The organism is Streptomyces sp. NPDC058326, from assembly GCF_042879855.1.
Lineage (GTDB): Bacteria > Actinomycetota > Actinomycetes > Streptomycetales > Streptomycetaceae > Streptomyces.
The window spans coordinates 52,981-73,344 of the sequence record NZ_JBHVZO010000015.1 but is presented as its reverse complement, the minus strand read 5'-3'; the positions used below and the strand labels follow the sequence as shown (position 1 = coordinate 73,344).

At 71.9% G+C, this 20,364-nt stretch carries 16 protein-coding genes; 10 read left to right on the top strand and 6 right to left on the bottom strand.

The features are described from left to right. Positions 1 to 30 precede the first annotated feature (30 nt). From ACFVYX_RS25345 to ACFVYX_RS25335, 3 genes are all read left to right on the top strand, one after another. Positions 31 to 1,392 (top strand): glutamine synthetase family protein, encoded by a 1,362-nt coding sequence (locus tag ACFVYX_RS25345; RefSeq protein WP_384109592.1) that lies wholly within the window; start codon positions 31 to 33, stop codon positions 1,390 to 1,392. Between the two features lie 76 nt (positions 1,393 to 1,468). Continuing rightward, positions 1,469 to 2,113 (top strand): hypothetical protein, encoded by a 645-nt coding sequence (locus ACFVYX_RS25340; RefSeq protein ID WP_389683767.1) that lies wholly within the window; start codon positions 1,469 to 1,471, stop codon positions 2,111 to 2,113. Between the two features lie 49 nt (positions 2,114 to 2,162). Further along, complete coding sequence (locus tag ACFVYX_RS25335; RefSeq protein ID WP_389683766.1) at positions 2,163 to 2,651, top strand: GNAT family N-acetyltransferase; 489 nt, start codon at positions 2,163 to 2,165, stop codon at positions 2,649 to 2,651. A 114-nt stretch (positions 2,652 to 2,765) separates the two neighbouring features. On the opposite strand, the gene ACFVYX_RS25330 is transcribed toward ACFVYX_RS25335, so the two are convergent. The 3 genes from ACFVYX_RS25330 to ACFVYX_RS25320 all read right to left on the bottom strand — a co-directional run bounded on the left by ACFVYX_RS25330 (position 2,766) and on the right by ACFVYX_RS25320 (position 5,926). After that, on the bottom strand, positions 2,766 to 3,197 hold the full coding sequence (locus ACFVYX_RS25330; protein WP_389683765.1) for a VOC family protein: 432 nt from the start codon (positions 3,195 to 3,197) through the stop codon (positions 2,766 to 2,768). A 10-nt stretch (positions 3,198 to 3,207) separates the two neighbouring features. Then, entirely contained in the window at positions 3,208 to 3,708 is a 501-nt protein-coding gene (locus tag ACFVYX_RS25325) for a pyridoxamine 5'-phosphate oxidase family protein (protein ID WP_389683764.1), read from the bottom strand. A gap of 73 nt (positions 3,709 to 3,781) precedes the next feature. Beyond that, a complete protein-coding gene (locus ACFVYX_RS25320) occupies positions 3,782 to 5,926 on the bottom strand; it encodes a PIG-L family deacetylase (protein WP_389683762.1) in 2,145 nt (714 codons plus the stop codon). Between the two features lie 247 nt (positions 5,927 to 6,173). Here ACFVYX_RS25320 and ACFVYX_RS25315 point away from each other — a divergent pair, with 247 nt between their 5' ends. After that, the gene (locus ACFVYX_RS25315; protein ID WP_389683761.1) at positions 6,174 to 9,161 is read left to right on the top strand and encodes a bifunctional [glutamine synthetase] adenylyltransferase/[glutamine synthetase]-adenylyl-L-tyrosine phosphorylase; all 2,988 of its coding nucleotides are present in this window, start codon (positions 6,174 to 6,176) and stop codon (positions 9,159 to 9,161) included. On the opposite strand, the gene ACFVYX_RS25310 is transcribed toward ACFVYX_RS25315, so the two are convergent. Beyond that, a complete protein-coding gene (locus ACFVYX_RS25310) occupies positions 9,149 to 9,775 on the bottom strand; it encodes a TetR/AcrR family transcriptional regulator (protein ID WP_389683760.1) in 627 nt (208 codons plus the stop codon). The two genes, ACFVYX_RS25315 and ACFVYX_RS25310, sit on opposite strands and share 13 nt — an antisense overlap. 116 nt (positions 9,776 to 9,891) lie before the next feature. Here ACFVYX_RS25310 and ACFVYX_RS25305 point away from each other — a divergent pair, with 116 nt between their 5' ends. Together ACFVYX_RS25305 and ACFVYX_RS25300 are read left to right on the top strand one after the other, a co-directional pair. Beyond that, positions 9,892 to 11,430, top strand: a complete 1,539-nt coding sequence (locus ACFVYX_RS25305) for an APC family permease (protein WP_389683759.1) — start codon at positions 9,892 to 9,894, stop codon at positions 11,428 to 11,430. Next, a complete protein-coding gene (locus tag ACFVYX_RS25300) occupies positions 11,340 to 12,908 on the top strand; it encodes an amidohydrolase (RefSeq protein ID WP_389683758.1) in 1,569 nt (522 codons plus the stop codon). Before ACFVYX_RS25305 ends, ACFVYX_RS25300 begins: the two co-directional genes overlap by 91 nt. On the opposite strand, the gene ACFVYX_RS25295 is transcribed toward ACFVYX_RS25300, so the two are convergent. Together ACFVYX_RS25295 and ACFVYX_RS25290 are read right to left on the bottom strand one after the other, a co-directional pair. Continuing rightward, a complete protein-coding gene (locus tag ACFVYX_RS25295) occupies positions 12,892 to 13,854 on the bottom strand; it encodes a phosphatase PAP2 family protein (protein ID WP_389683757.1) in 963 nt (320 codons plus the stop codon). The two genes, ACFVYX_RS25300 and ACFVYX_RS25295, sit on opposite strands and share 17 nt — an antisense overlap. Positions 13,855 to 13,963: 109 nt before the next feature. Beyond that, on the bottom strand, positions 13,964 to 14,998 hold the full coding sequence (locus tag ACFVYX_RS25290) for a LacI family DNA-binding transcriptional regulator (RefSeq protein ID WP_389683756.1): 1,035 nt from the start codon (positions 14,996 to 14,998) through the stop codon (positions 13,964 to 13,966). A 348-nt stretch (positions 14,999 to 15,346) separates the two neighbouring features. Between ACFVYX_RS25290 and ACFVYX_RS25285 the strand changes: the two genes are divergently transcribed. The 4 genes from ACFVYX_RS25285 to ACFVYX_RS25270 are packed head-to-tail and all read left to right on the top strand — an operon-like array spanning position 15,347 to position 20,256. Beyond that, complete coding sequence (locus tag ACFVYX_RS25285) at positions 15,347 to 16,624, top strand: extracellular solute-binding protein (protein WP_389683754.1); 1,278 nt, start codon at positions 15,347 to 15,349, stop codon at positions 16,622 to 16,624. A gap of 19 nt (positions 16,625 to 16,643) precedes the next feature. Beyond that, positions 16,644 to 17,660, top strand: a complete 1,017-nt coding sequence (locus ACFVYX_RS25280) for a carbohydrate ABC transporter permease (protein WP_389683753.1) — start codon at positions 16,644 to 16,646, stop codon at positions 17,658 to 17,660. Beyond that, positions 17,654 to 18,526, top strand: coding sequence for a sugar ABC transporter permease (locus ACFVYX_RS25275; RefSeq protein ID WP_389683901.1), 873 nt, complete (start codon positions 17,654 to 17,656; stop codon positions 18,524 to 18,526). The genes ACFVYX_RS25280 and ACFVYX_RS25275 overlap by 7 nt, the downstream gene beginning before the upstream one ends. A 50-nt stretch (positions 18,527 to 18,576) precedes the next feature. Next, entirely contained in the window at positions 18,577 to 20,256 is a 1,680-nt protein-coding gene (locus ACFVYX_RS25270; protein WP_389683752.1) for a glycoside hydrolase family 13 protein, read from the top strand. Positions 20,257 to 20,364: the final 108 nt, after the last annotated feature.

Below are 20,364 nucleotides of genomic sequence, written 5' to 3'. Positions count from 1 at the left end.
GCGGCCTGACCAGCGAGGATGGGTGTGGAAATGGACAAGCAGCAGGAATTTGTGCTCCGTACGCTCGAGGAGCGCGACATCCGCTTCGTACGTCTGTGGTTCACCGACGTGCTCGGCTTCCTCAAGTCGGTGGCCGTGGCGCCCGCCGAACTGGAGCAGGCCTTCGACGAGGGCATCGGCTTCGACGGCTCCGCGATCGAGGGCTTCGCCCGCGTCTACGAATCGGACATGATCGCCAAGCCGGACCCGGGAACCTTCCAGATCCTGCCGTGGCGCGCCGAGGCCCCCGGCACGGCGCGGATGTTCTGCGACATCCTGATGCCCGACGGCTCGCCGTCCTTCGCGGACCCGCGGTACGTACTGAAGCGGGCGCTCGCCAAGACCTCGGATCTGGGCTTTACCTTCTACACCCACCCCGAGATCGAGTTCTTCCTGCTGAAGGACAAGCCGCTGGACGGCTCACGGCCGACGCCCGCCGACAACTCGGGCTACTTCGACCACACCCCGCAGAACGTGGGCATGGACTTCCGCCGGCAGGCCATCACCATGCTCGAATCGATGGGCATCTCGGTGGAGTTCAGCCACCACGAGGGCGCCCCGGGCCAGCAGGAGATCGACCTCCGCTACGCCGACGCGCTGTCCACGGCGGACAACATCATGACCTTCCGTCTGGTCATGAAGCAGGTGGCCCTGGAGCAGGGCGTCCAGGCGACGTTCATGCCGAAGCCGTTCTCGGACTACCCGGGCTCGGGCATGCACACCCACCTCTCCCTCTTCGAGGGCGACCGGAACGCGTTCTACGAGTCGGGCGCCGAGTACCAGCTCTCGAAGGTCGGCCGCTCCTTCATCGCGGGCCTCCTGAAGCACGCCGGCGAGATCTCCGCCGTCACCAACCAGTGGGTCAACTCGTACAAGCGCATCTGGGGCGGCTCCTCCCGCACGGCCGGCTCGGGCGGCGAAGCCCCCTCGTACATCTGCTGGGGCCACAACAACCGCTCCGCCCTCATCCGCGTCCCCATGTACAAGCCGGGCAAGACGGGCTCGTCCCGCGTCGAGGTCCGCTCCATCGACTCGGGCGCCAACCCGTACCTGACCTACGCGGTGCTCCTCGCCGCCGGTCTCAAGGGCATCGAGGAGGGCTACGAACTCCCGGCGGGCGCCGACGACGACGTCTGGGCCCTCTCCGACTCGGAACGCCGCGCGATGGGCATCGAACCGCTCCCGCAGAACCTGGGCGAGGCGATCGCCCTGATGGAGAAGAGCGAACTGGTCGCGGAGACCCTCGGCGAGCACGTCTTCGACTTCTTCCTCCGCAACAAGAAGCAGGAGTGGGAGGAGTACCGCTCCGAGGTCACCGCCTTCGAGCTCCGCAAGAACCTGCCGGTGCTGTAGGCGCCACCCGCGTGCGGCCGGGGCCCGACGGTGTGCCACCGTCGGGCCCCGAGCCGTCCCGCGCCACAATGAGCGCGTGATCGACGGAATAGCGTGGCTCGCGGCCCCCCGGGCCATCGCGTACGGCGGCTACAGCGTGGTGCTCGCACGCGGCCTGGACGCCGGGGAGCTGGCGTCGAGGCTGGCCGGGGCCGTGTACGGGCCGCCGCGCACGGTGCTCCCGCTCGGCGAACTGACCTCCCGGGAGCTGATCGAGGCCCTGGACGAGGGGTACGGGGACCACCCCGGCGAGGCGGGCCTGCGCCTCTTCGAGGACGGCGAGTGGGCCGTCGCCGTCATGTACGGCCTCTGGCAGGGCGAGTTCGAAACTCTGGTGCCCGTCTCGCGCGGCGGCGCCCACGTCTTCCACCTGGAGTTCGAGGAGGAGAACGGCAAGCCGGTGCCGCCGCAGTTCGCGTACTTCCACGACGAGCGCGTCATGTGCTCCTTCAACCTCCACCTGGACCACTCGTGGGGCTACGACGGCGTGAGCGGGGAACCCGAAGTGGCGGGTCCCGTGCAGGAGTTGCTCACCGCCGCCGGCCTGCCCGACGAGAACCTCCCGGGGTCCGACGCCCACCGCACCTCGCTGGAGGTCCTCGAACGCCACTTCGGCCTCTCCCTGCCCCGTACGCGCATCCTGGACGAGGCGCTCCCCGCCGTGGTGCTGGAGACCGCCTGAGTCCGGGAATTGCGTTGCTCGGAGCCGGCGGGCCGTTCAGACTGCCCCGGTGAAGATCCCTTCCGCCGTCACCGAGCGGCTTCTGTTGCATCCGTTGAGCGTGGACGAGGCCGAGCGCGTCGTCGCCCGGGAACCCGGCGCCGATGACCGCTGGGCGGAGGGGTATCCGCAGGACGGCGACGTCCGCGGGGTCACCGGGTTCCTGCGGGGGATCGCCGAGCGCGGCGATCCCGGGGTGTTCCGGCCCTACGAGATACGGCTCGGCGGCGTCGCCGTCGGCGGCATCGGGTTCCACGGGCCGCCGGACGACCTCGGGGTCGTGACCGTCGGCTACGGGGTCGTGCCGGGGGAGCGGGGCAAGGGGTACGCCTCCGAGGCGCTGCGGGCGCTCGTCGAGATCGCCCGGGTGGCCGGCGTCGCCGGGGTGAAGGGCGACGCCGACCTGGACAACCCGGCCTCGCACCGCGTGATGGAGGCCGCCGGGATGTGGTGCGTGGCGGAGGACGAGAAGCTCCGCCACTTCTACCGGGGGTTCTGACCCTCGCCGGAAGCCGGAAGCCGGAAGCCGGAAGCCGGAAGCCGGAAGCCGGAAGCCGGAAGCCGGAAGCCGGAAGCCGGAAGCCGGAAGCCGGAAGCCGGAAGCCGGCCGCCCTCAGCGTTCCGACAGCTCCGACGGGGCCTCCTGGACGACCCACCCGTTGCCGTCCGGGTCCTCGAAGGCCATGAACGAGTTCCAGGTCTCGCCCTTGCCGTCCTCCCAGCCCGTCGCGCCGACATGCCGGACGGGCGTGACGTCGACACCCCGGTCGAGCAGTTCCCGCCGGGCCGCCTCGATGTCCGTCACGCAGAGCTGAAGCCCCTGGAGGCTGCCCGGCGCCATGTCCTTCGTGCCCGGCATCGGCGGCATCCCGCTCAGCATCGCGATCGAACAGCGCGAGCCCGGCGGGGTCGCCTGGATGATGCGCATGCCCGGCGCCACCTCGTCGTCCAGGTCGATCTTGAAGCCGCACTTGTCGCCGTAGAACTCCTTCGCCCGGTCCATGTCGGTGACAGGTACGGGGATGACTTCCAGGGTCCAGTTCATGGGGATCTCCTCAGAAACGCCAGCGGGTCTGGCCGAAGGGGGCGCCCTTGGCGAAGCCGAAGGCCGTGCGAGGCGCGACCGCGAACACCAGGGCCGTACCACCGTCGCCCACGAACGCCCCGTCACGCACCTCGAACCGCCAATCCGGCCCGTACTTCTCCACGTACGCCTCCGCGAGCGCCGTCAACCGGTCCTCGTCCGTCACCCGCGCCGCCTCACCCTCGACCACCAGGTCGAGGCCCTCCTCGAGGGTGGGCGTGCCCGTCGTGAGCACCACCGACGGGTTGCCCGCCAGATTGCGGGCCTTGCGCTCGTCGGGGCCGGTGCAGAAGTGGAGGGCGCCGTCCGCCCAGACGGCGATCAGCGGCGTCACATGGGGGCGGCCGTCGGGCCGTACGGTCGTCAGCCAGAAGACCTCGGCCGCCGCGAGCCGGGCGGCGGCGTCGGGCCAGGACGCCGGCGCCGCCTTCGGGTCGCTGAAGCGGGGGTCGAGGGAAGTCCGCGGGTCCATCGCCGATCCTTTCGCCGGGCCGGGGCCTACCGGTGTGGGCCTCCACCGGTACGACCCCTCGGCGAGCGCGAACTCATCGGCCCGCCGGCGTCCAGTGCAGCCTGCCGTCAAGACCGATCGCCGCCACGCCGTCCGTCCCGGCGTCCGGCGCCCCCGAGAACAGGAACTTCTCCAGGCGCCACACCGGCCGAGCTCCCGCCCTGCCGTGCGGCGCGGTCGCCAGGAAACCGGTCCGTGACCGGACCGCGAGCAGGCCGTCGCCTCCGCTCACCGGGCCGAAGCCCGCGACGCCGGTGCCCGCCAGCTCCGTGATCGGGGAGACCGGGCCCACGCCGGAGAAGTCGGCGCTGCGCAGCTCACCGGAGGCCGGCTTGCGGAACCAGAGCCGTACCCCGTCGCCGTCCGCCGCCGGGGTCGCGCTGAGCGCCAGCGTCGTCGCCGGAAGTCCGGTCCGCACCGGTCCCGTCAGCGGCCCGCCGGGACGCTGCTGCGCCCACACGAGGACGGTGTCAGGGGTGCTGGCGAAGACGTAGCCGCGCCCGGCGCCGTCCGTCGCCGCGACCGGGTCGCCGTGCACCTCCGTGCCGCCGAGCGCCCGCCATGGCCCCCAGCCGCCGTCCGGGAGCTGCTCGCGGGCCGTCAGGCGGTGGCCGCTGTCCCGCAGGACGAGGGTCGCCCGGCCGTCGCCGGCGACGGTCACGGCGGGCGCGCTGATGTCCGAGGTGCCCCCGGCGTCGTCCCGTTCGGGCGTCCCGAGCGAGAGCCACGGGCCGAAGGCGCCGCCGGGCTCCGTCTGCGCGGTGGTCACGACCTCGCGGTGGTAGCCGGCGGGGCCGCCCGTGAGCACCGTCCGGGTGCCGAAGACCGCGATGCGGCCGTCGGGCAGCGTGACGGACGTGACACCGCTGTCCAGGCCGCCGCCGGGCAGCAGCACCGGTCCGGCCCAGGTGGTGGCGGCCGCCGGCTTCCGCCAGGCCGCGAGCCGGCCGTCGAGCACGGAGAAGGCGTGCAGCCCGCCGTCCCGGTCGCGCTGCACCCAGGAGGTGGAGGTGCCCCGGGCGTACCGGATCGTCTGGGTCCAGCCCCGTCCGGCGGGCCGCGCGGCCACCTTGAGGTCGCCGCAGCCGGCGGCGGTCCCGCAGTCGTTGACGCCGTCCAGCCAGGCGTAGGTCTTCAGGGTCTTCAGCTTCGCGCCGGCCGTCTCGGGGTCGAGGGTGTGCGGCAGGACGCTGGTGGGGTAGCCGAGGTAGTTCTGCACGCCGACGTGCGGACGGCCGGGGACGCCGGCGTACCGGGCGAGCGCGGCCTGGGTGAACCTCGCCCCGTACAGGTGGTCCTGGTGGTCCCGGAACTTCCCGCTCTCCGGGTACGTGCCCGGGCTCGGGTCCTGCATCCGGACGAAGGTCGGCCGGAAGCGGTCGAGGATCCCCGTGATCGTGGCCACGACCTGGTCCTTCGTGTACGTGAAGTCGGCGCCGACCGGGGTGCCGGAGGAGCGCTGGGACTCGAGCGCGGTGATCCGGCCGTTCCAGAGGCCGTTGAGGCTGTGCGGCCGGTCGCCGTTGGTCGAACCGGCCTCGCGTATCTGCAGCCACACCAGCCTGACCTGCGGCTGCGCCCGCAGCGTGTCCAGCTCGGCCGTCGCGCCGCCGGCCGTGGGTATCGCGATCCGCTCCCAGGGGCTGGTGCGGCTGCCGGTCGCCATCTCGGCGTACGCGGCGCGGATGCCGTTCTGCCGGGCCTCGGCGTAGTCCGCCTTGTCGGGATCGGCCCCGGCGGCGTCGCGCGGGCGCGCGTTGACGCCGTCCGACTCGCCGGCCGTGAGGTAGACCGAGGTCAGGGGGTGGCCGGAGCGTATCGACTGGGATATGTCCGGGTTCATGAAGAACAGGTCGTCGTCCGGGTGCGCCACGATCTGCACGACGGACGTGAGGCCCTTCGACGACGGCGTGGACTCCACCGGCCTCGCGGCCGTGGGCGTCTCCGGTTTGGTGCGGGCCGCGCGGGCCTCCGGCGCCTTCCCCGCGGGGCGGGCCGCGCGGGCCTCTGAGCGGTCGGCGTGCGCCTCCGGACGGGCCGCGTGCGCGGCCGGCGTCCTCGGTGCTCCCGTCACCGAGAGCAGCCCGGCGAAGGTGGCGCCGGCCAGGACGGCCGTCACCGCCGTGGAGACGGTCGCGCGGCGGGACGGGAGGAGACGGCGGCGGGGACGGACGGGCATCTTCGACGGCGCGCTTTCGACGGGGGCGGACAGGAGGACGGGGCCCGCCCCGAGCGGGGTGGACCTCCGGAAAACAAGACGGACTTTCAAGAAATACGGTTCATTGGGTCCGAAAAGCGATCAATGTGCGAGACGTCACGTGTGATCCGCTGCGAACCGAAGGCCCGGCCGCCGCTGATCCCCGATCCGGATAGGCTCGGTCCGCCCGGGCCGACCCGGGGCGGATGTGCTCGGAGGGAGCGGCGGAATGACGGTGTCCGGACGTAGAAGCAGCACCTTCTCACGTCTGCTGCGGCACGGATTCACCGACCCCTCCGCTGCCGAACGGCTCCTGGACGTGCCCGAACTCGCGGCCGTGCGCGGCGATCCCGTCCTCCTCGACGCCCTCGGCGCCACCGCCGACCCCGACCTCGCCCTGCGCGGCCTGGTCCGCCTCGCCGAGGCGCAGCCCGCGACCGAGCGGCAGACCTTCACGACCACGCTGCTCTCCGCCAAACCGTTCCGTGACCGGCTCCTCGGCGTGCTCGGCGCGTCCGAGGCGCTCGCCGACCACCTGGCCCGCCACCCCCGCGACTGGGAGTCCCTCGTCACCTACGAGGCGGTGGACCTGCACCCGGGGGTCGCCGACTTCGAGCGGGGGCTCGCCGACGCCGCCGACGCCGTCTCGCTGCGGGTCGCCTACCGCCGCTGCCTCCTCGCCATCGCGGCCCGTGACGTGTGCGGCACCATCGACGTCGCCGAGACCGCCGCCGAGCTCGCCGACCTGGCGACGGCGACCCTGCGCGCCGCGCTCGCCCTCGCCCGCTCCGCCGCGCCGGCCGACGCCGCCCAGTGCCGGCTCGCCGTGATCGCGATGGGCAAGTGCGGCGGCAACGAGCTGAACTACGTCTCGGACGTGGACGTGATCTTCGTCGGCGAGCCCGCGGAGGGAGCCGACGAGGGGAAGGCGCTCCAGGCGGCGACCCGGCTGGCCTCCCACCTGATGCGGATCTGCTCGGAGACCACGGTCGAGGGCACCATCTGGCCGGTCGACGCCAACCTGCGCCCCGAGGGCCGCAACGGCCCCCTCGTCCGTACCCTCTCCTCCCACCTCGCCTACTACCAGCGGTGGGCGAAGACCTGGGAGTTCCAGGCCCTCCTCAAGGCCCGTGCGGTCGCGGGCGACCCGGAGCTCGGCGCCCAGTACATCGCCGCCGTCTCCCCGCTCGTCTGGCAGGCCGCCGAGCGGGAGAACTTCGTCCCCGACGTGCAGAAGATGCGCCGCCGGGTCGTCGACAACATCCCCGCCGCCCAGGTCGACCGCGAGCTGAAGCTCGGCCCCGGCGGTCTGCGGGACGTCGAGTTCGCCGTTCAGCTCCTCCAGCTCGTGCACGGCCGCAGCGACGCCGGACTGCACAGCGGCACCACCCTCGACGCGCTCGCCGCCCTCGCCGCCGGCGGCTACGTCGGCCGTGCCGACGCCGCCCAGCTCGACGAGGCGTACCGCTTCCTGCGGGCCATGGAGCACCGCATCCAGCTGTACCGGCTGCGCCGCACCCACCTCGTCCCCGAGGACGAGGCAGACCTCCGCCGCCTCGGCCGCTCGCTCGGCCTGCGCACCGACCCGGTCGCCGCGCTGAACAAGGAGTGGAAGCGGCATGCGGCCGTCGTCCGCCGCCTCCACGAGAAGATCTTCTACCGGCCGCTGCTCGACGCGGTCGCCCAGCTCGCCCCCGGCGAGATCCGGCTCAGCCCGAAGGCGGCCGGGCAGCGGCTCGAAGCACTGGGGTACGAGGACCCCGCCGCCGCCCTGCGGCACCTGGAGGCGCTGGCCTCCGGGGTGAGCCGGAAGGCCGCGATCCAGCGGACGCTGCTCCCGGTGCTGCTCGGCTGGTTCGCGGACTCGGCCGACCCGGACGCCGGCCTGCTCGGCTTCCGCAAGGTCTCGGACGCCCTCGGCAAGACCCCCTGGTACCTGCGGCTCCTGCGCGACGAGGGCGCCGCCGCCGAGAACCTCGCCCGGGTCCTCTCCGCCGGGCGGCTCGCCCCCGACCTGCTTCTGCGCGCCCCCGAGGCCGTCGCGCTGCTCGGCGACCCGGAGGGACTGAAGCCGCGCGGCCGGGACCATCTGGAGCAGGAGGTCCTGGCCGCGGTGGGCCGCGCGGGCGACGCCGAGCAGGCCGTGGCGGTGGCCCGCGGGGTGCGCCGCAGGGAGCTCTTCCGTACCGCCGCGGCCGACCTCATCGGCTCGTACGGCACCGAGGACAGCCCGCGCGAGCCCGATCCGGGGGCGCTGGTCGACCGGGTCGGGGAGGCCGTGACCGACCTCAACGCGGCGACGATCGCCGGCGCCCTGCGGGCCGCCGTGCGCGCCGAGTGGGGCGACGAGCTGCCGACCCGGTTCGCGGTCATCGGCATGGGCCGCTTCGGCGGTCACGAGCTGGGGTACGGCTCCGACGCCGACGTCCTGTTCGTGCACGAGCCGCGGGAGGGCGTCGACGAGCAGGAGGCGGCGCGGGCCGCGAACCGGGTGGTCACCGAGATGCGCCGGCTCCTCCAGCTGCCGACGGCCGACCCGCCGCTGCTGATCGACGCGGACCTCAGGCCGGAGGGCAAGAGCGGCCCCATGGTCCGCACCCTGAAGTCGTACGCGGCCTACTACCACCGCTGGTCGCTCGTCTGGGAGAGCCAGGCGCTGCTGCGCGCCGAGCCCATGGCGGGCGACCGGGAGCTGGCGGAGCGGTTCATCGCCCTCGTCGACCCGCTGCGCTATCCGGCCGAGGGGCTCGGCGAGGACGCGGTCCGCGAGATCCGCCGTCTCAAGGCCCGGATGGAGTCCGAGCGGCTGCCGCGCGGAGCCGACCCGACGCTCCACGCGAAGCTGGGGCGCGGCGGTCTCAGCGACGTCGAGTGGACGGTCCAGCTGCTGCAGATGCGGCACGGCTGGGCGGAGCCGGGGCTGCGGACGCCCCGCACCCGGGAGGCGCTCAGGGCGGCGCACGCGGCCGGTCTGATCGCGACGGAGGAGGCACAGACCCTGGAGGAGGCGTGGGTCCTGGCCACCCGGGTCCGCAACGGGGTCATGCTGGTACGCGGCCGGCCCGGCGACACCTTCCCCTCGGAGCCGCGTGAGCTCGCGGCGGTCGGCCGGTACCTGGGGTACGGGCCGGGCCATGTCGGCGAGATGGTCGACGACTACCGGCGCATCACCCGCCGCGCCAGGGCCGTCGTCGAGGAGCTGTTCTACGGGGCGTAGCCCTGCTCCGGGGCGTCGAGCAGCGTCCGGACGTGCCTCAGGTAGCCCGTGAGCGCCAGTTCGAAGGCCTGGTCCGCGCGCCCCTCGGGCACCGCGTCGAGCGCCCGGGCCAGGCGCGGGGTCGCGGTCTCGTCGGCGACCACCCACATGGCCTCCGGCGCCGCGAGGTCGATCGCCGATCCCAGGACCAGGTTCTCCAGGGCGATGATCACCGGCATGACGTGCGGCAGCGCGAAGCCCGCGTCGAGGAGGCGGCCGACGGCCAGCTCGTACTGGTCGAGGACCTTCGGGGCGCGCACCGGTGAGGTCATGAGCATCGGGATCGCGCGTGGGTGGGCGGCGAAGGCGGCCCGGTAGGAGCGGGCCCAGGCGGCCATGGCCGCGTCCCAGGGCTCCTGGTCCAGGGTCCCCGTGTCGATGGCGGAGCTCACCCGTGCGCGCAGGAGCTCCACGATCCCGTCCCGGCCGTCCACGTGGTGGTAGACGGACGCGGTCTGCACCCCGAGCCGCTTCGCGATCTGCGGGACGCTGAAATCCCCCTGCTCGTCGACGATTTCGAGCGCCGTGGTGGTGATCCGCTCCCGGTCGAGGAGGGGTCTGCGCGGCCGGCCCATGAATCGTCACTCCCCGTTCAGCTGCACGTCGGGTCTTCCCGAACCGTCGGAGCCGAGGCTACATTGCGCCAACCGAAAGCCTTTAGGTTTCCTGTCGCGGAAGGGCTTCCCCAGCCATGTCCCCACCCACGTCCGACGAGTCCCCAGGGCTGAGAACCGGCACCCTCACCACCGCCGACATCTCCTTCTTCGTCGTCTCCGCCGCCGCCCCGCTCACCGTCATGGCCGGCGTCGCCCCCATCGCCATCGTCCTCGGCGGTATCGGTGCCCCCGCCGGCTACCTCCTCGCCGGCATCACGCTCACGGTCTTCGCCGTCGGCTTCACCACCATGAGCCGCCACGTCAAGAGCGGCGGCGCCTTCTACGCGTACATCACGCGCGGCCTCGGCAAACCCCTCGGCATCGCCGCCGCCCTGCTCGCCATGCTCGGCTACAACGGTATGGAGATCGGCGTCTACGGCCTGCTCGGCACCGCCACCGCCGACACGGCCCACTCCCTGTGGGGCATGGACATCCCCTGGCTGCCCGTCTCTCTCGCCGGGCTCCTGCTCATCTGGTACGGCGGCTTCCGCTCCATCGACTTCGGCGCCAAACTCCTCGGTGTCCTGCTCCTCGCCGAGACCGGCATCCTCGTCCTCCTCGCGGGCGGCGTCCTGATCGAGGGCGGCGCGAACGGCCTCTCCCTGGCCTCCTTCACACCCGGCAACGTCCTGGTCCCGGGCAGCGCCGCCGTCCTCGCCTTCGCCTTCACCGCCTTCACCGGCTTCGAGTCGACCGTGATCTACCGCCGCGAGGCGCGCGACCCCGCCCGCACCGTGCCCCGCGCCACCTACATCGCCGTCTGCTTCCTCGGCCTCTTCTACGCCTTCATCGTCTGGACCGTCATCCAGGCCTTCGGCGACGACAAGGTCGTCGAGGCCGCCGCGGGCGACACCGGCGGGCTCTTCTTCGCCGCGATCACCACCTACGTCGGCGGCTGGGCGGCCGACCTGATGCACGTCTTCATCGTCACCAGCGTCCTCGCCTCCCTCCTCGCCTTCCACAACGCGATCAACCGCTACGGCCTCGCCCTCGCCGAGGAAGGCGTCCTGCCCCCCGTCTTCGGCAAGGTCCACCCCCGCCACCGCTCCCCGTACGTCGCGGGCACCGCCCAGACCGTCCTCGGTCTCGCCGTGGTCCTCGGCTTCGCGGCCGCCGGAGCCGACCCGTACACCCAGCTGCTGCTCTGGGTGAACACCCCCGGCGGCATCGCCCTGATGGCCCTCCAGTTGCTCGCGGCGCTCGCCATCCCCTTCTACTTCCGCCGCGTGCGCCACGACGAGGGCGTCCTGCGCACCGTCGTCGCGCCCGTGGTCGCCGCCGTGCTGCTCGCCGGCGCGATCGTCCTCGTCGTCTCCAAGATCGACGTCTTCACCGGCGCCTCGACCACCGTCAACACCGTCCTCGTCTCCCTCGTCCCCGGCGTCTTCCTCCTCGGGCTCCTCCTCGCGTACCGCCTCCGGCGCACCCGCCCCGAGGTCTACGCACGCTTCGCCGCCGAACCGTCCGACCCTGGAGAACTCACGTGTCCGCACCCGACCTCGTCCTCGTCAACGCCCGCGTCCGCGACCCCGAGCTCACCGGCGCCACCGCCGTCGCCGTCCATGGCGGACTGATCACCGCCCTCGGTACCGACGCCGAGGCCCGTACCTGGGCAGGACCCGGCACGGAGACCGTCGACCTCGCGGGCGCCACCCTCACCCCCGGCCTCACCGACGCCCACAGCCACCCCGTCTGGGGCCTGGAGATGTTCACCGGCACCGACCTGTCCGGCGTCACCGACCTCGAAGGCCTCCGCGCCGCCCTCACCGCCGCCGAGCGCCGCGACGGCTGGGTCCTCGGCTTCGGCCTCGACCACAACGTCTTCGGCGGCCGCCCCGTCCACCGCGACCTCGTCGAGGACGTCCTCGCCGGCGCCCCCGCCCACCTGCGTCTCTACGACGGACACTCGGCCCTGGTCAGCGGCACCGCCCTCAAGGCCGCGGGCATCGACGGGCCCCGCGCCTTCACCCAGCGCTCCGAGGTCGTGACCGGCACCGACGGCCGCCCCACCGGGCACCTGATCGAGCACGCCGCCATGGATCTGATGACCCCGGTCCTGCCCACCCAGCCGTACGCCGAGCGGCGTGCCCGGCTCGTCGGCCTGCTCGCCGCCATGGCCGCCACCGGCCTCACCTCCGCCCATGTCATGGACCTCGGCGGACACGACGTACCCGGACTGCTCACCTCCCTGGAGGAGGACGGCGACCTGCCGCTGCGCCTGCGGCTCGCGCCCTGGTGCATGCCGGGCGCCACCGATGAGGAGCTGGACGCGCTGGTACGGCTCCAGGGGCGGGCCGGCCGTCTGTGGCGGATCGGCGGCGTGAAGTTCTTCATGGACGGCACCGTCGAGGGCGGCACGGCCTGGCTGGAGCACGCCGACTGCCACGGCCAGGGCACCGACGCCTTCTGGCCCGACCCGGAGACGTACTCCGCCGCCGTACGCCGGCTCCACCGCGCCGGGGTCGGCACCGCCACCCACGCCATCGGCGACGCCGCCGTCCGGCACGTCCTCGACACCGTGGAGTCCCTGGGGTCCGGAGGCCCCCGCCACCGGATCGAGCACATCGAGACGGTCCCCGACGACCAGCTCGGCCGCTTCGCCGCGCTCGGGGTCGTCGCCTCCATGCAGCCGCCCCACACCGCGTACACCCGCGCCGACCACACCGACGAGTGGTCCAAGCGGCTCGGCGTGGAGCGGGCGGCCCGCGCCTGGCGCTGCCGCGACCTGCGGGAGGCCGGGGCGCACCTCGCGCTCGGCTCCGACTGGCCCATCGCCCACTACGACGCCCGTCAGGTCCTCGCCACCGCGCGGGCCCCGCGAGGAGCCGCCTCGGCCCGGCACGGGCTCACCGGTCCGATGGCCCTGGAGGGCATGACCACGCACGCGGCGGTCGCCGCGGGGGAGGAGACGGTCGCGGGCCGGATCGCCCCGGGCTACCGGGCCGACCTCACCGCCTTCGCCGTGGACCCGGTGGAGGCCCCGGCGGACGAGGCCGCGGAGGCCCCGGTCCGGCTCACCGTCGTCGGCGGCCGGGTCACTTACCGGCGCTGACGCGCGGCTGCTCCGTCGGCTCGTCGGCCGAGCCGGCCGGATCCCTCTCGTGGCCCGTCCCACCGGCCGTCTCGCGGTCCGTCCCCCGCTCCGGGGGCGGGCCGCTCCGCCGCGCGGTCGACGCCGCGGGCTCCACCAGCTTGGGCAGGTGGTGCGGCCGCGAGCCGTACCAGAAGTACGAGACGAGGAAGCCGAAGGCGAGGCAGATCATGCCGCCGACCGCGTCCAGCCAGAAGTGGTTCGCGGTGGCGACGATCACGACCAGCGTGGCCATCGGGTAGAGCAGGCCCAGGATCTTCGCCCAGGGTGCCTTCGCGAGCAGGAAGATGGTCAGACCGCACCAGAGCGACCAGCCGATGTGCATCGACGGCATCGCCGCGTACTGGTTCGACACGTGCTTCAGGTTGCCCGAGGCCATCGAGCCCCACGTCTCGTGCACGAGGACCGTGTCGATGAAGTTGTGGCCGGTCATGAGCCGGGGCGGCGCGAGCGGATACAGGTAGTAACCGACGAGGGCCACACCGGTGGTGGCGAACAGGACGGTACGGAACGCGGCGTAACGGCCCGGGTGCCACCGGTAGAGCCAGACGAGCACACCGATGGTCACGATGAAGTGCAGCGTCGCGTAGTAGTAGTTCATCGAGACGATCAGCCAGGTCACCGAGTTCACGGCGTGGTTGACGGCGTGCTCGAAGGCGAGGCCGAGGGACTGCTCGGCCTCCCAGATCCAGTCGGCGTTCTTGAACGCCTGGGCCTTCTGCTCCGGCACCGCGTTGCGGATGAGGGAGTACGTCCAGTAGCTCACCGCGATGAGCAGGATCTCGAACCAGATCGTGGGACGCCGGGGCGTGCCCGCGCGCAGACGCGCGAACCTGCCGTCGGCCACGACGGTGGGTGACGACGGGGTCGTCCGGTTGTCCAAACTCTTCACGGTCGTTTCACCCATAGGGAGAGAGTCTGCCAGATCCCGTCCCCCCGACCGATCATCCCCCGGGCGGGTTCGGGCCGCACCCGGTCCCCCTCAGGAAGGAGTCCCCGGGACGGATCAGGGAGGGTCAGGCAGAGGGGCGGACGGTGGTGGGGGCCGACGCGGTCGACCCGCGGACGACCAGCTCCGGCATGAAGACGAACTCCGAGTGCGGGGCCGGTGTGCCCCCGACCTCTTCGAGCAGCGCGCGGACCGCCGCCTGCCCCATCGCCTGCACCGGCTGCCGGATGGTGGTCAGCGGCGGATCGGTGAACGCTATGAGGGGGGAGTCGTCGAAACCGACGACGGAGACGTCCCGCGGCACGTCGAGCCCCTGCTGCCGGGCGGCCCGGATCGCGCCGAGCGCCATCATGTCGCTGGCGCAGACGACCGCCGTGCAGCCCCGGGAGATCAGTGCCCCGGCCGCGGCCTGGCCGCCCTCCAGGGTGTACAGGGAGTGCTGGATCAGTTCCTCGGACTCCGCGGGACCGAGGCCGAGCCGCTCGGCCATGCCCTGCTGGAAGCCCTCTATCTTGCGGAGCACCGGCACGAAGCGCTTCGGCCCGACGGCGAGCCCGATCCGGGTGTGCCCGAGCGCGGCCAGGTGCGTCACCGCGAGCCGCATCGCCGCCCGGTCGTCGGGAGAGACGAAGGGCGCCTGCACCTTGGGGGAGAAGCCGTTGAGGAGGACGTACGGGACACCCTTGCCGCGCAGCTGGTCGTAGCGCGTCATGTCGGCGGTGGTGTCGGCGTGCAGTCCGGAGACGAAGATGATGCCGGCGACACCGCGCTCGACGAGCATGTCGGTGAGCTCGTCCTCGGTGGACCCGCCGGGGGTCTGGGTGGCGAGGACCGGTGTGTAGCCCTGCCGGGTGAGGGCCTGCCCGATGACCTGCGCGAGCGCGGGGAAGATCGGGTTGTCCAGTTCGGGGGTGATGAGGCCGACGAGCCCCGCGCTGCGCTGGCGCAGTCGTACGGGCCGCTCGTAGCCGAGCACGTCGAGCGCGGCGAGGACGGATTCGCGGGTGGCGGTGGCCACGCCCGGCTTGCCGTTGAGTACGCGGCTGACTGTGGCCTCACTGACCCCCGCCTGGGCTGCGATGTCGGAGAGCCGCGCGGTCATGAAGAGGGACTGTACCGGTCACAGGGCGTATTGCCCACCGCACGGCTGATGCAAGCCACCTCGCAAGGTCTTGCAGGTTTTGCAGGGCGCGCGGGGCGCGCTCGGAGCGCGCGCGGAGGACCGCGCGCCCCTGAGGGGCGTGTGCCAGCTGCTGTCAAGCGATCCGATGGCAACCTTAGGGACACGCGAATGTAACGATCTCCGGACCTTGCAGAAAGTTCTCGCAAGGTCTTTCGGCTCGTTTTCAACCCTGTTACGTTCCTGGCAACCCGGAGCGCCGCGAGGGAGCGGTCGCATGAGGAAGGTTCCAGCCCCTCGTCCCCCCCGGGATCAGTTGAAGGAGTTCACATGCGGCGTGGCATAGCGGCCACCGCGCTGGTCGCGGCCCTGGGCGTGACCCTGGCGGCGTGCGGTAGTGACAGCGGTTCGAACGGCGGCGGCTCCAAGAGCTCGGGTGAGCTCTCCGGCACCGTGACCTGGTGGGACACCTCGACGGTCGGCTCCGAGGACAAGGTCTTCAAGAAGGTCGCCGAGGACTTCAAGAAGAAGCACCCCAAGGTCACCGTCAAGTACGTGAACGTGCCGTTCGGTGAGGCGCAGAACAAGTTCAAGAACGCCGCGCAGTCCGGCTCCGGCGCCCCCGACGTCATCCGCTCCGAGGTCGCCTGGACCCCCGAGTTCGCGGACCTCGGCTACCTGGCCCCGCTGGACGGCACCGCCGCCCTGAAGGAGTCGGACGACTTCCTGGAGCAGGCCGCCGCCTCCACCAAGTACAACGGCAAGACGTACGCGGTGCCGCAGGTCATCGACTCCATGGGCATCTTCTACAACAAGAAGATCTTCAAGGAGGCCGGTGTCGCGGTCCCCAAGACGATCGACGAGCTCAAGACCGTCTCCGCCAAGATCAAGCAGAAGACCGGCAACCCCGGCCTCTACCTGCGCGGCGACGACGCCTACTGGTTCCTCTCCTTCCTGTACGGCGAGGGCGGCGACCTCGTCGACGCCGAGAAGAAGACGGTCACCGTCGACAACGCCGCCGGTGTGAAGGGCTTCAAGGTCGTCAAGGACCTGGTGGACTCGGGCGCGGCCAAGACCGACGCGACCGACGGCTGGAACAACATGCAGACGGCCTTCAAGGACGGCAAGGTCGCCATGATGATCAACGGCCCGTGGGCCGTCGCCGACACCTACGCCGGCAAGGAGTTCACCGACAAGGCCAACCTGGGCATCGCCCCGGTCCCGGCCGGTTCGGCCGGCCAGGGCGCCCCGCAGGGCGGTCACAACCTCGCCGTCTACGCGGGCTCCAAGAACCTCGACGCCTCCTACGCCTTCGCCGAGTACATGACCTCGGCCGAGACGCAGGCGACGGTCGCGAAGGAGCTCAGCCTCCTCCCGACCCGTCAGTCCGTCTACATCAAGCCGGACGTGGCGACCAACGAGATGATCACCTTCTTCAAGCCGGTCGTCGACAAGGCCGTCGAGCGCCCCTGGATCCCGGAGACCGGCAGCCTCTTCGCGCCGCTCGTCACCGAGTACACCAAGGTCCTCACCGGCCAGACCACCCCGGAAAAGGGAGCCAAGGCGACGGGTGACTCCTACCGCAAGCTCCTGAAGGACTGGAAGTAACAGGAAGGCAGGCCGGCTGATGGCTGTGGACACCCCCAGCCAGTCGGTGGCGAAGGCCGCGGGCGACCACGTCGCCCGCGGCCGGAGCCGCGGAACTGGTAAGCCCCGGGGCGCGGCGAAGAAGCGCTCCCTCTCCACCCACTGGTACGCCTGGGCGATGGTCGCCCCGGTGACCGTCGTGATCGCCGTGATCATCGGCTACCCGCTGGTCCGCGGCATCTACCTGTCGCTGACGAACGCCAACGAGCGGAACGTCGCGCGGTCGATCGGTGTCAACGAGATCCCGGCCACCTACGAGTTCGTCGGTCTGGACAACTACGCCGACGCGATCACCGGCAACCAGTTCCTCGCGACGCTCGGCTGGACGGTCCTCTGGACCGTGTCCTGTGTGGCGATCACCTTCGCCCTCGGCCTGAGCCTCGCCAACATCCTCAACCGCAGGATCGCCGGCCGCTCCGTCTACCGGATGCTGCTCATCCTGCCCTGGGCCGTCCCGGGCTTCGTCTCCGTCTTCGCCTGGCGCTTCCTCTACAACCAGGACAACGGCCTTCTCAACAAGCTTCTCGCGGGCGGCGGCATCGACGCCGTCCCGTGGCTGAACGACCCCACCTGGGCCAAGTTCTCGGTCATCCTCGTCAACGTCTGGCTCGGCGTCCCGTTCATGATGGTCGCCCTCCTCGGCGGGCTCCAGTCCATCCCCGGCGAGCTGTACGAGGCCGCCGAGATGGACGGCGCCAACGCCTGGCAGCGCTTCCGGAACATCACCATGCCCGGCCTGAGCTCGGTGTCCACGACGGTGATCCTGCTCTCCACCATCTGGACCTTCAACATGTTCCCGGTGATCTTCCTGCTCACCCGGGGCGGACCCGGCGAGGCCACCCAGATCCTCGTCACCCAGGCGTACAAGTTCTCCTTCGAGATCAGCCCGCGCGACTTCGCCCAGTCGTCCACGTGGGGCGTCCTGATCCTGGTCCTCCTGATGATCTTCGCCGCGATCTACCAGCGCGTCCTCCGCAAGCAGGGAGAAGTCTGGTGACCACCACGACCCCCACCCCCCAGGCCGCGAACACCCCGCTCCGCGGACGCCGTTCGCCGCTCGCCTCGGCCGCGCTGCACCTCACGCTCATCGTGGCGTCCGTGATCGCCGTCTTCCCGGTGCTCTGGGTCCTGCTGACCTCGCTCAAGCCGGCGCAGTTCGCCACGACGACGGACTTCTTCAAGGAGACGACGCTCGCGAACTACACGAACCTCCTGAACGACACCCCGTTCCTCACCTGGTTCGCCAACTCGCTGCTCGTCGCCGGCCTCACCACCGTCGTCGGCGTCTTCATCTCCGCCACCACGGGGTACGCGGTCAGCCGCTTCCGCTTCCCCGGCAAGCGCGGCCTGATGTGGACGCTGCTCATCACCCAGATGTTCCCGGTCGCCGTCCTCATCGTGCCGATCTACAACATCATGGCCTCGATGGGCCTGCTCAACCAGCCGGTCGGCCTGGTCATCACGTACCTGACGATCGCCGTCCCGTTCTGCGCGTGGATGATGAAGGGCTTCTTCGACACCATCCCGCGCGAGATCGACGAGTCCGGCTACGTCGACGGCCTCACCCCCTTCGGCACCTTCTGGCGGCTGATCCTGCCGCTGGCCAAGCCGGGCATCGCCGTCACCGCCTTCTACTCCTTCATCACCGCCTGGGGCGAGGTGGCCTACGCCTCCGCCTTCATGGTCGGCGACGAGAACCTCACCCTGGCCGGCGGACTGCAGAAGTTCGTCAACCAGTACGGCGCCCAGTGGGGCCCGATGGCCGCGGCCTCCGTGCTCATCGCCGTCCCCGCCGCCCTGGTGTTCCTCTTCGCCCAGCGGCACCTGGTCACCGGCATGTCCGCCGGTGCCGTCAAGGGCTGAGCCCGACCACCGCCTCCGTACGCCGCCACTCCTTACCTCTCAGGGAAGACATGACCCAGCATCTCGCCGCCCCGGCCGACGCCCCGACCACCGGCACGCACACGGGCTGGTGGAGAGACGCCGTGATCTACCAGGTCTACCCGCGCAGCTTCGCCGACGGCAACGGCGACGGCATGGGTGACCTGGAGGGCGTCCGCAGCCGGCTGCCGTACCTCAAGGAGCTCGGCGTCGACGCCGTCTGGCTCTCGCCGTTCTACGCCTCGCCGCAGGCCGACGCCGGCTACGACGTCGCCGACTACCGGGCCATCGACCCCATGTTCGGCTCGCTCCTCGACGCCGACGCGGTGATCCGCGACGCCCACGAACTGGGTCTGCGGATCATCGTCGACCTGGTGCCCAACCACTCCTCCGACCAGCACGAGTGGTTCCAGCGCGCCCTGCGCGAGGGCCCCGGGTCCCCGCTGCGCGAGCGCTACCACTTCCTCCCCGGCAAGGGGAAGGACGGCGAACTGCCGCCCAACGACTGGGAGTCCATCTTCGGCGGCCCGGCCTGGACCCGCACCGAGAACCCGGACGGCACCCCCGGCGACTGGTACCTCCACCTCTTCGCCCCGGAGCAGCCCGACTTCAACTGGGAGCACCCCGCCGTACGGGACGAGTTCCGCTCGATCCTCCGCTTCTGGCTCGACATGGGCGTCGACGGCTTCCGCGTCGACGTCGCCCACGGCCTGGTCAAGGCCGAGGGCCTGCCCGACCTCGGCGCCCACGACCAGCTGAAGCTCCTCGGCAACGACGTCATGCCGTTCTTCGACCAGGACGGCGTCCACGAGATCTACCGCTCCTGGCGGAAGGTGCTCTCCGAGTACGACGGCGAGCGCGTCCTCGTCGCCGAGGCCTGGACCCCGACCGTCGACCGCACCGCGAACTACGTGCGCCCCGACGAGATGCACCAGGCCTTCAACTTCCAGTACCTGGGCACCCACTGGGACGCGGCCGAGCTGCGGACCGTCATCGACGCCTCGCTCGCCGCGATGCGCCCGGTCGGCGCCCCCACCACCTGGGTGCTGTCCAACCACGACGTCACCCGGCACGCCACCCGCTTCGCCAACCCGGCGGGCCTCGGCACCCAGCTGCGGACCCCCGGCGACCGCGCGCTCGGCCTGCGCAGGGCCCGCGCCGCGACCCTGCTCATGCTGGCGCTGCCCGGCTCGGCGTACGTCTACCAGGGCGAGGAACTCGGCCTGCCCGACGTCACCGACCTGCCCGACGAGGTCCGTCAGGACCCCTCGTTCTGGCGGGCCAGCGGCCAGGACGGCTTCCGCGACGGCTGCCGCGTGCCGATCCCGTGGACCGTCGAGGGCTCCTCGTACGGCTTCGGCGCCGGCGGCTCCTGGCTGCCGCAGCCCGCGGCCTGGGGCGGCCTGAGCGTCGAGGCGCAGACCGGCGACCCCGGCTCCACCCTGGAGCTGTACCGCAGCGCGCTCGCCGTACGGCGCGAGCGTCCCGAACTCGGTGCGGGCGATTCCGTCGAGTGGCTGGAGGCACCCGAGGGTGTGCTCTCCTTCCGCCGCGACGGATTCGTCTGCACCGCCAACACCACCGGCCGGGCCATCTCCGTCCCGCTGCCCGGCCGGTATCTCCTCTCCAACGAGGACGTCCAGATCGTCGCCGCCGACGGTGAGGGCACAGCGCTGGTGCCCGCCGACACCACCGTCTGGTGGGCGGTGTGACGATCCCCCTGCCGCGGGGGGGGGGGGGCGGCGCCCCCCCGCGCGCGGGCGGCGGGGCCCCCGGGGGGGGGGGCGGGGGCCCCCCCAGCCCCGGGGGCAACCGCCACG

Excerpts from the sequence above, each read along its gene's own strand:
- ACFVYX_RS25285 (WP_389683754.1), top strand. The coding sequence starts at position 15,347 with ATGCGGCGTGGCATAGCGGCCACCGCGCTGGTCGCGGCCCTGGGCGTG.
- ACFVYX_RS25325 (WP_389683764.1), bottom strand. The coding sequence starts at position 3,708 with ATGGACCCGCGGACTTCCCTCGACCCCCGCTTCAGCGACCCGAAGGCG.
- ACFVYX_RS25290 (WP_389683756.1), bottom strand. The coding sequence starts at position 14,998 with ATGACCGCGCGGCTCTCCGACATCGCAGCCCAGGCGGGGGTCAGTGAG.
- ACFVYX_RS25280 (WP_389683753.1), top strand. The coding sequence starts at position 16,644 with ATGGCTGTGGACACCCCCAGCCAGTCGGTGGCGAAGGCCGCGGGCGAC.
- ACFVYX_RS25315 (WP_389683761.1), top strand. The coding sequence starts at position 6,174 with ATGACGGTGTCCGGACGTAGAAGCAGCACCTTCTCACGTCTGCTGCGG.
- ACFVYX_RS25295 (WP_389683757.1), bottom strand. The coding sequence starts at position 13,854 with ATGGGTGAAACGACCGTGAAGAGTTTGGACAACCGGACGACCCCGTCG.
- ACFVYX_RS25330 (WP_389683765.1), bottom strand. The coding sequence starts at position 3,197 with ATGAACTGGACCCTGGAAGTCATCCCCGTACCTGTCACCGACATGGAC.
- ACFVYX_RS25320 (WP_389683762.1), bottom strand. The coding sequence starts at position 5,926 with ATGCCCGTCCGTCCCCGCCGCCGTCTCCTCCCGTCCCGCCGCGCGACC.
- ACFVYX_RS25310 (WP_389683760.1), bottom strand. The coding sequence starts at position 9,775 with ATGGGCCGGCCGCGCAGACCCCTCCTCGACCGGGAGCGGATCACCACC.
- ACFVYX_RS25345 (WP_384109592.1), top strand. The coding sequence starts at position 31 with ATGGACAAGCAGCAGGAATTTGTGCTCCGTACGCTCGAGGAGCGCGAC.
- ACFVYX_RS25270 (WP_389683752.1), top strand. The coding sequence starts at position 18,577 with ATGACCCAGCATCTCGCCGCCCCGGCCGACGCCCCGACCACCGGCACG.
- ACFVYX_RS25305 (WP_389683759.1), top strand. The coding sequence starts at position 9,892 with ATGTCCCCACCCACGTCCGACGAGTCCCCAGGGCTGAGAACCGGCACC.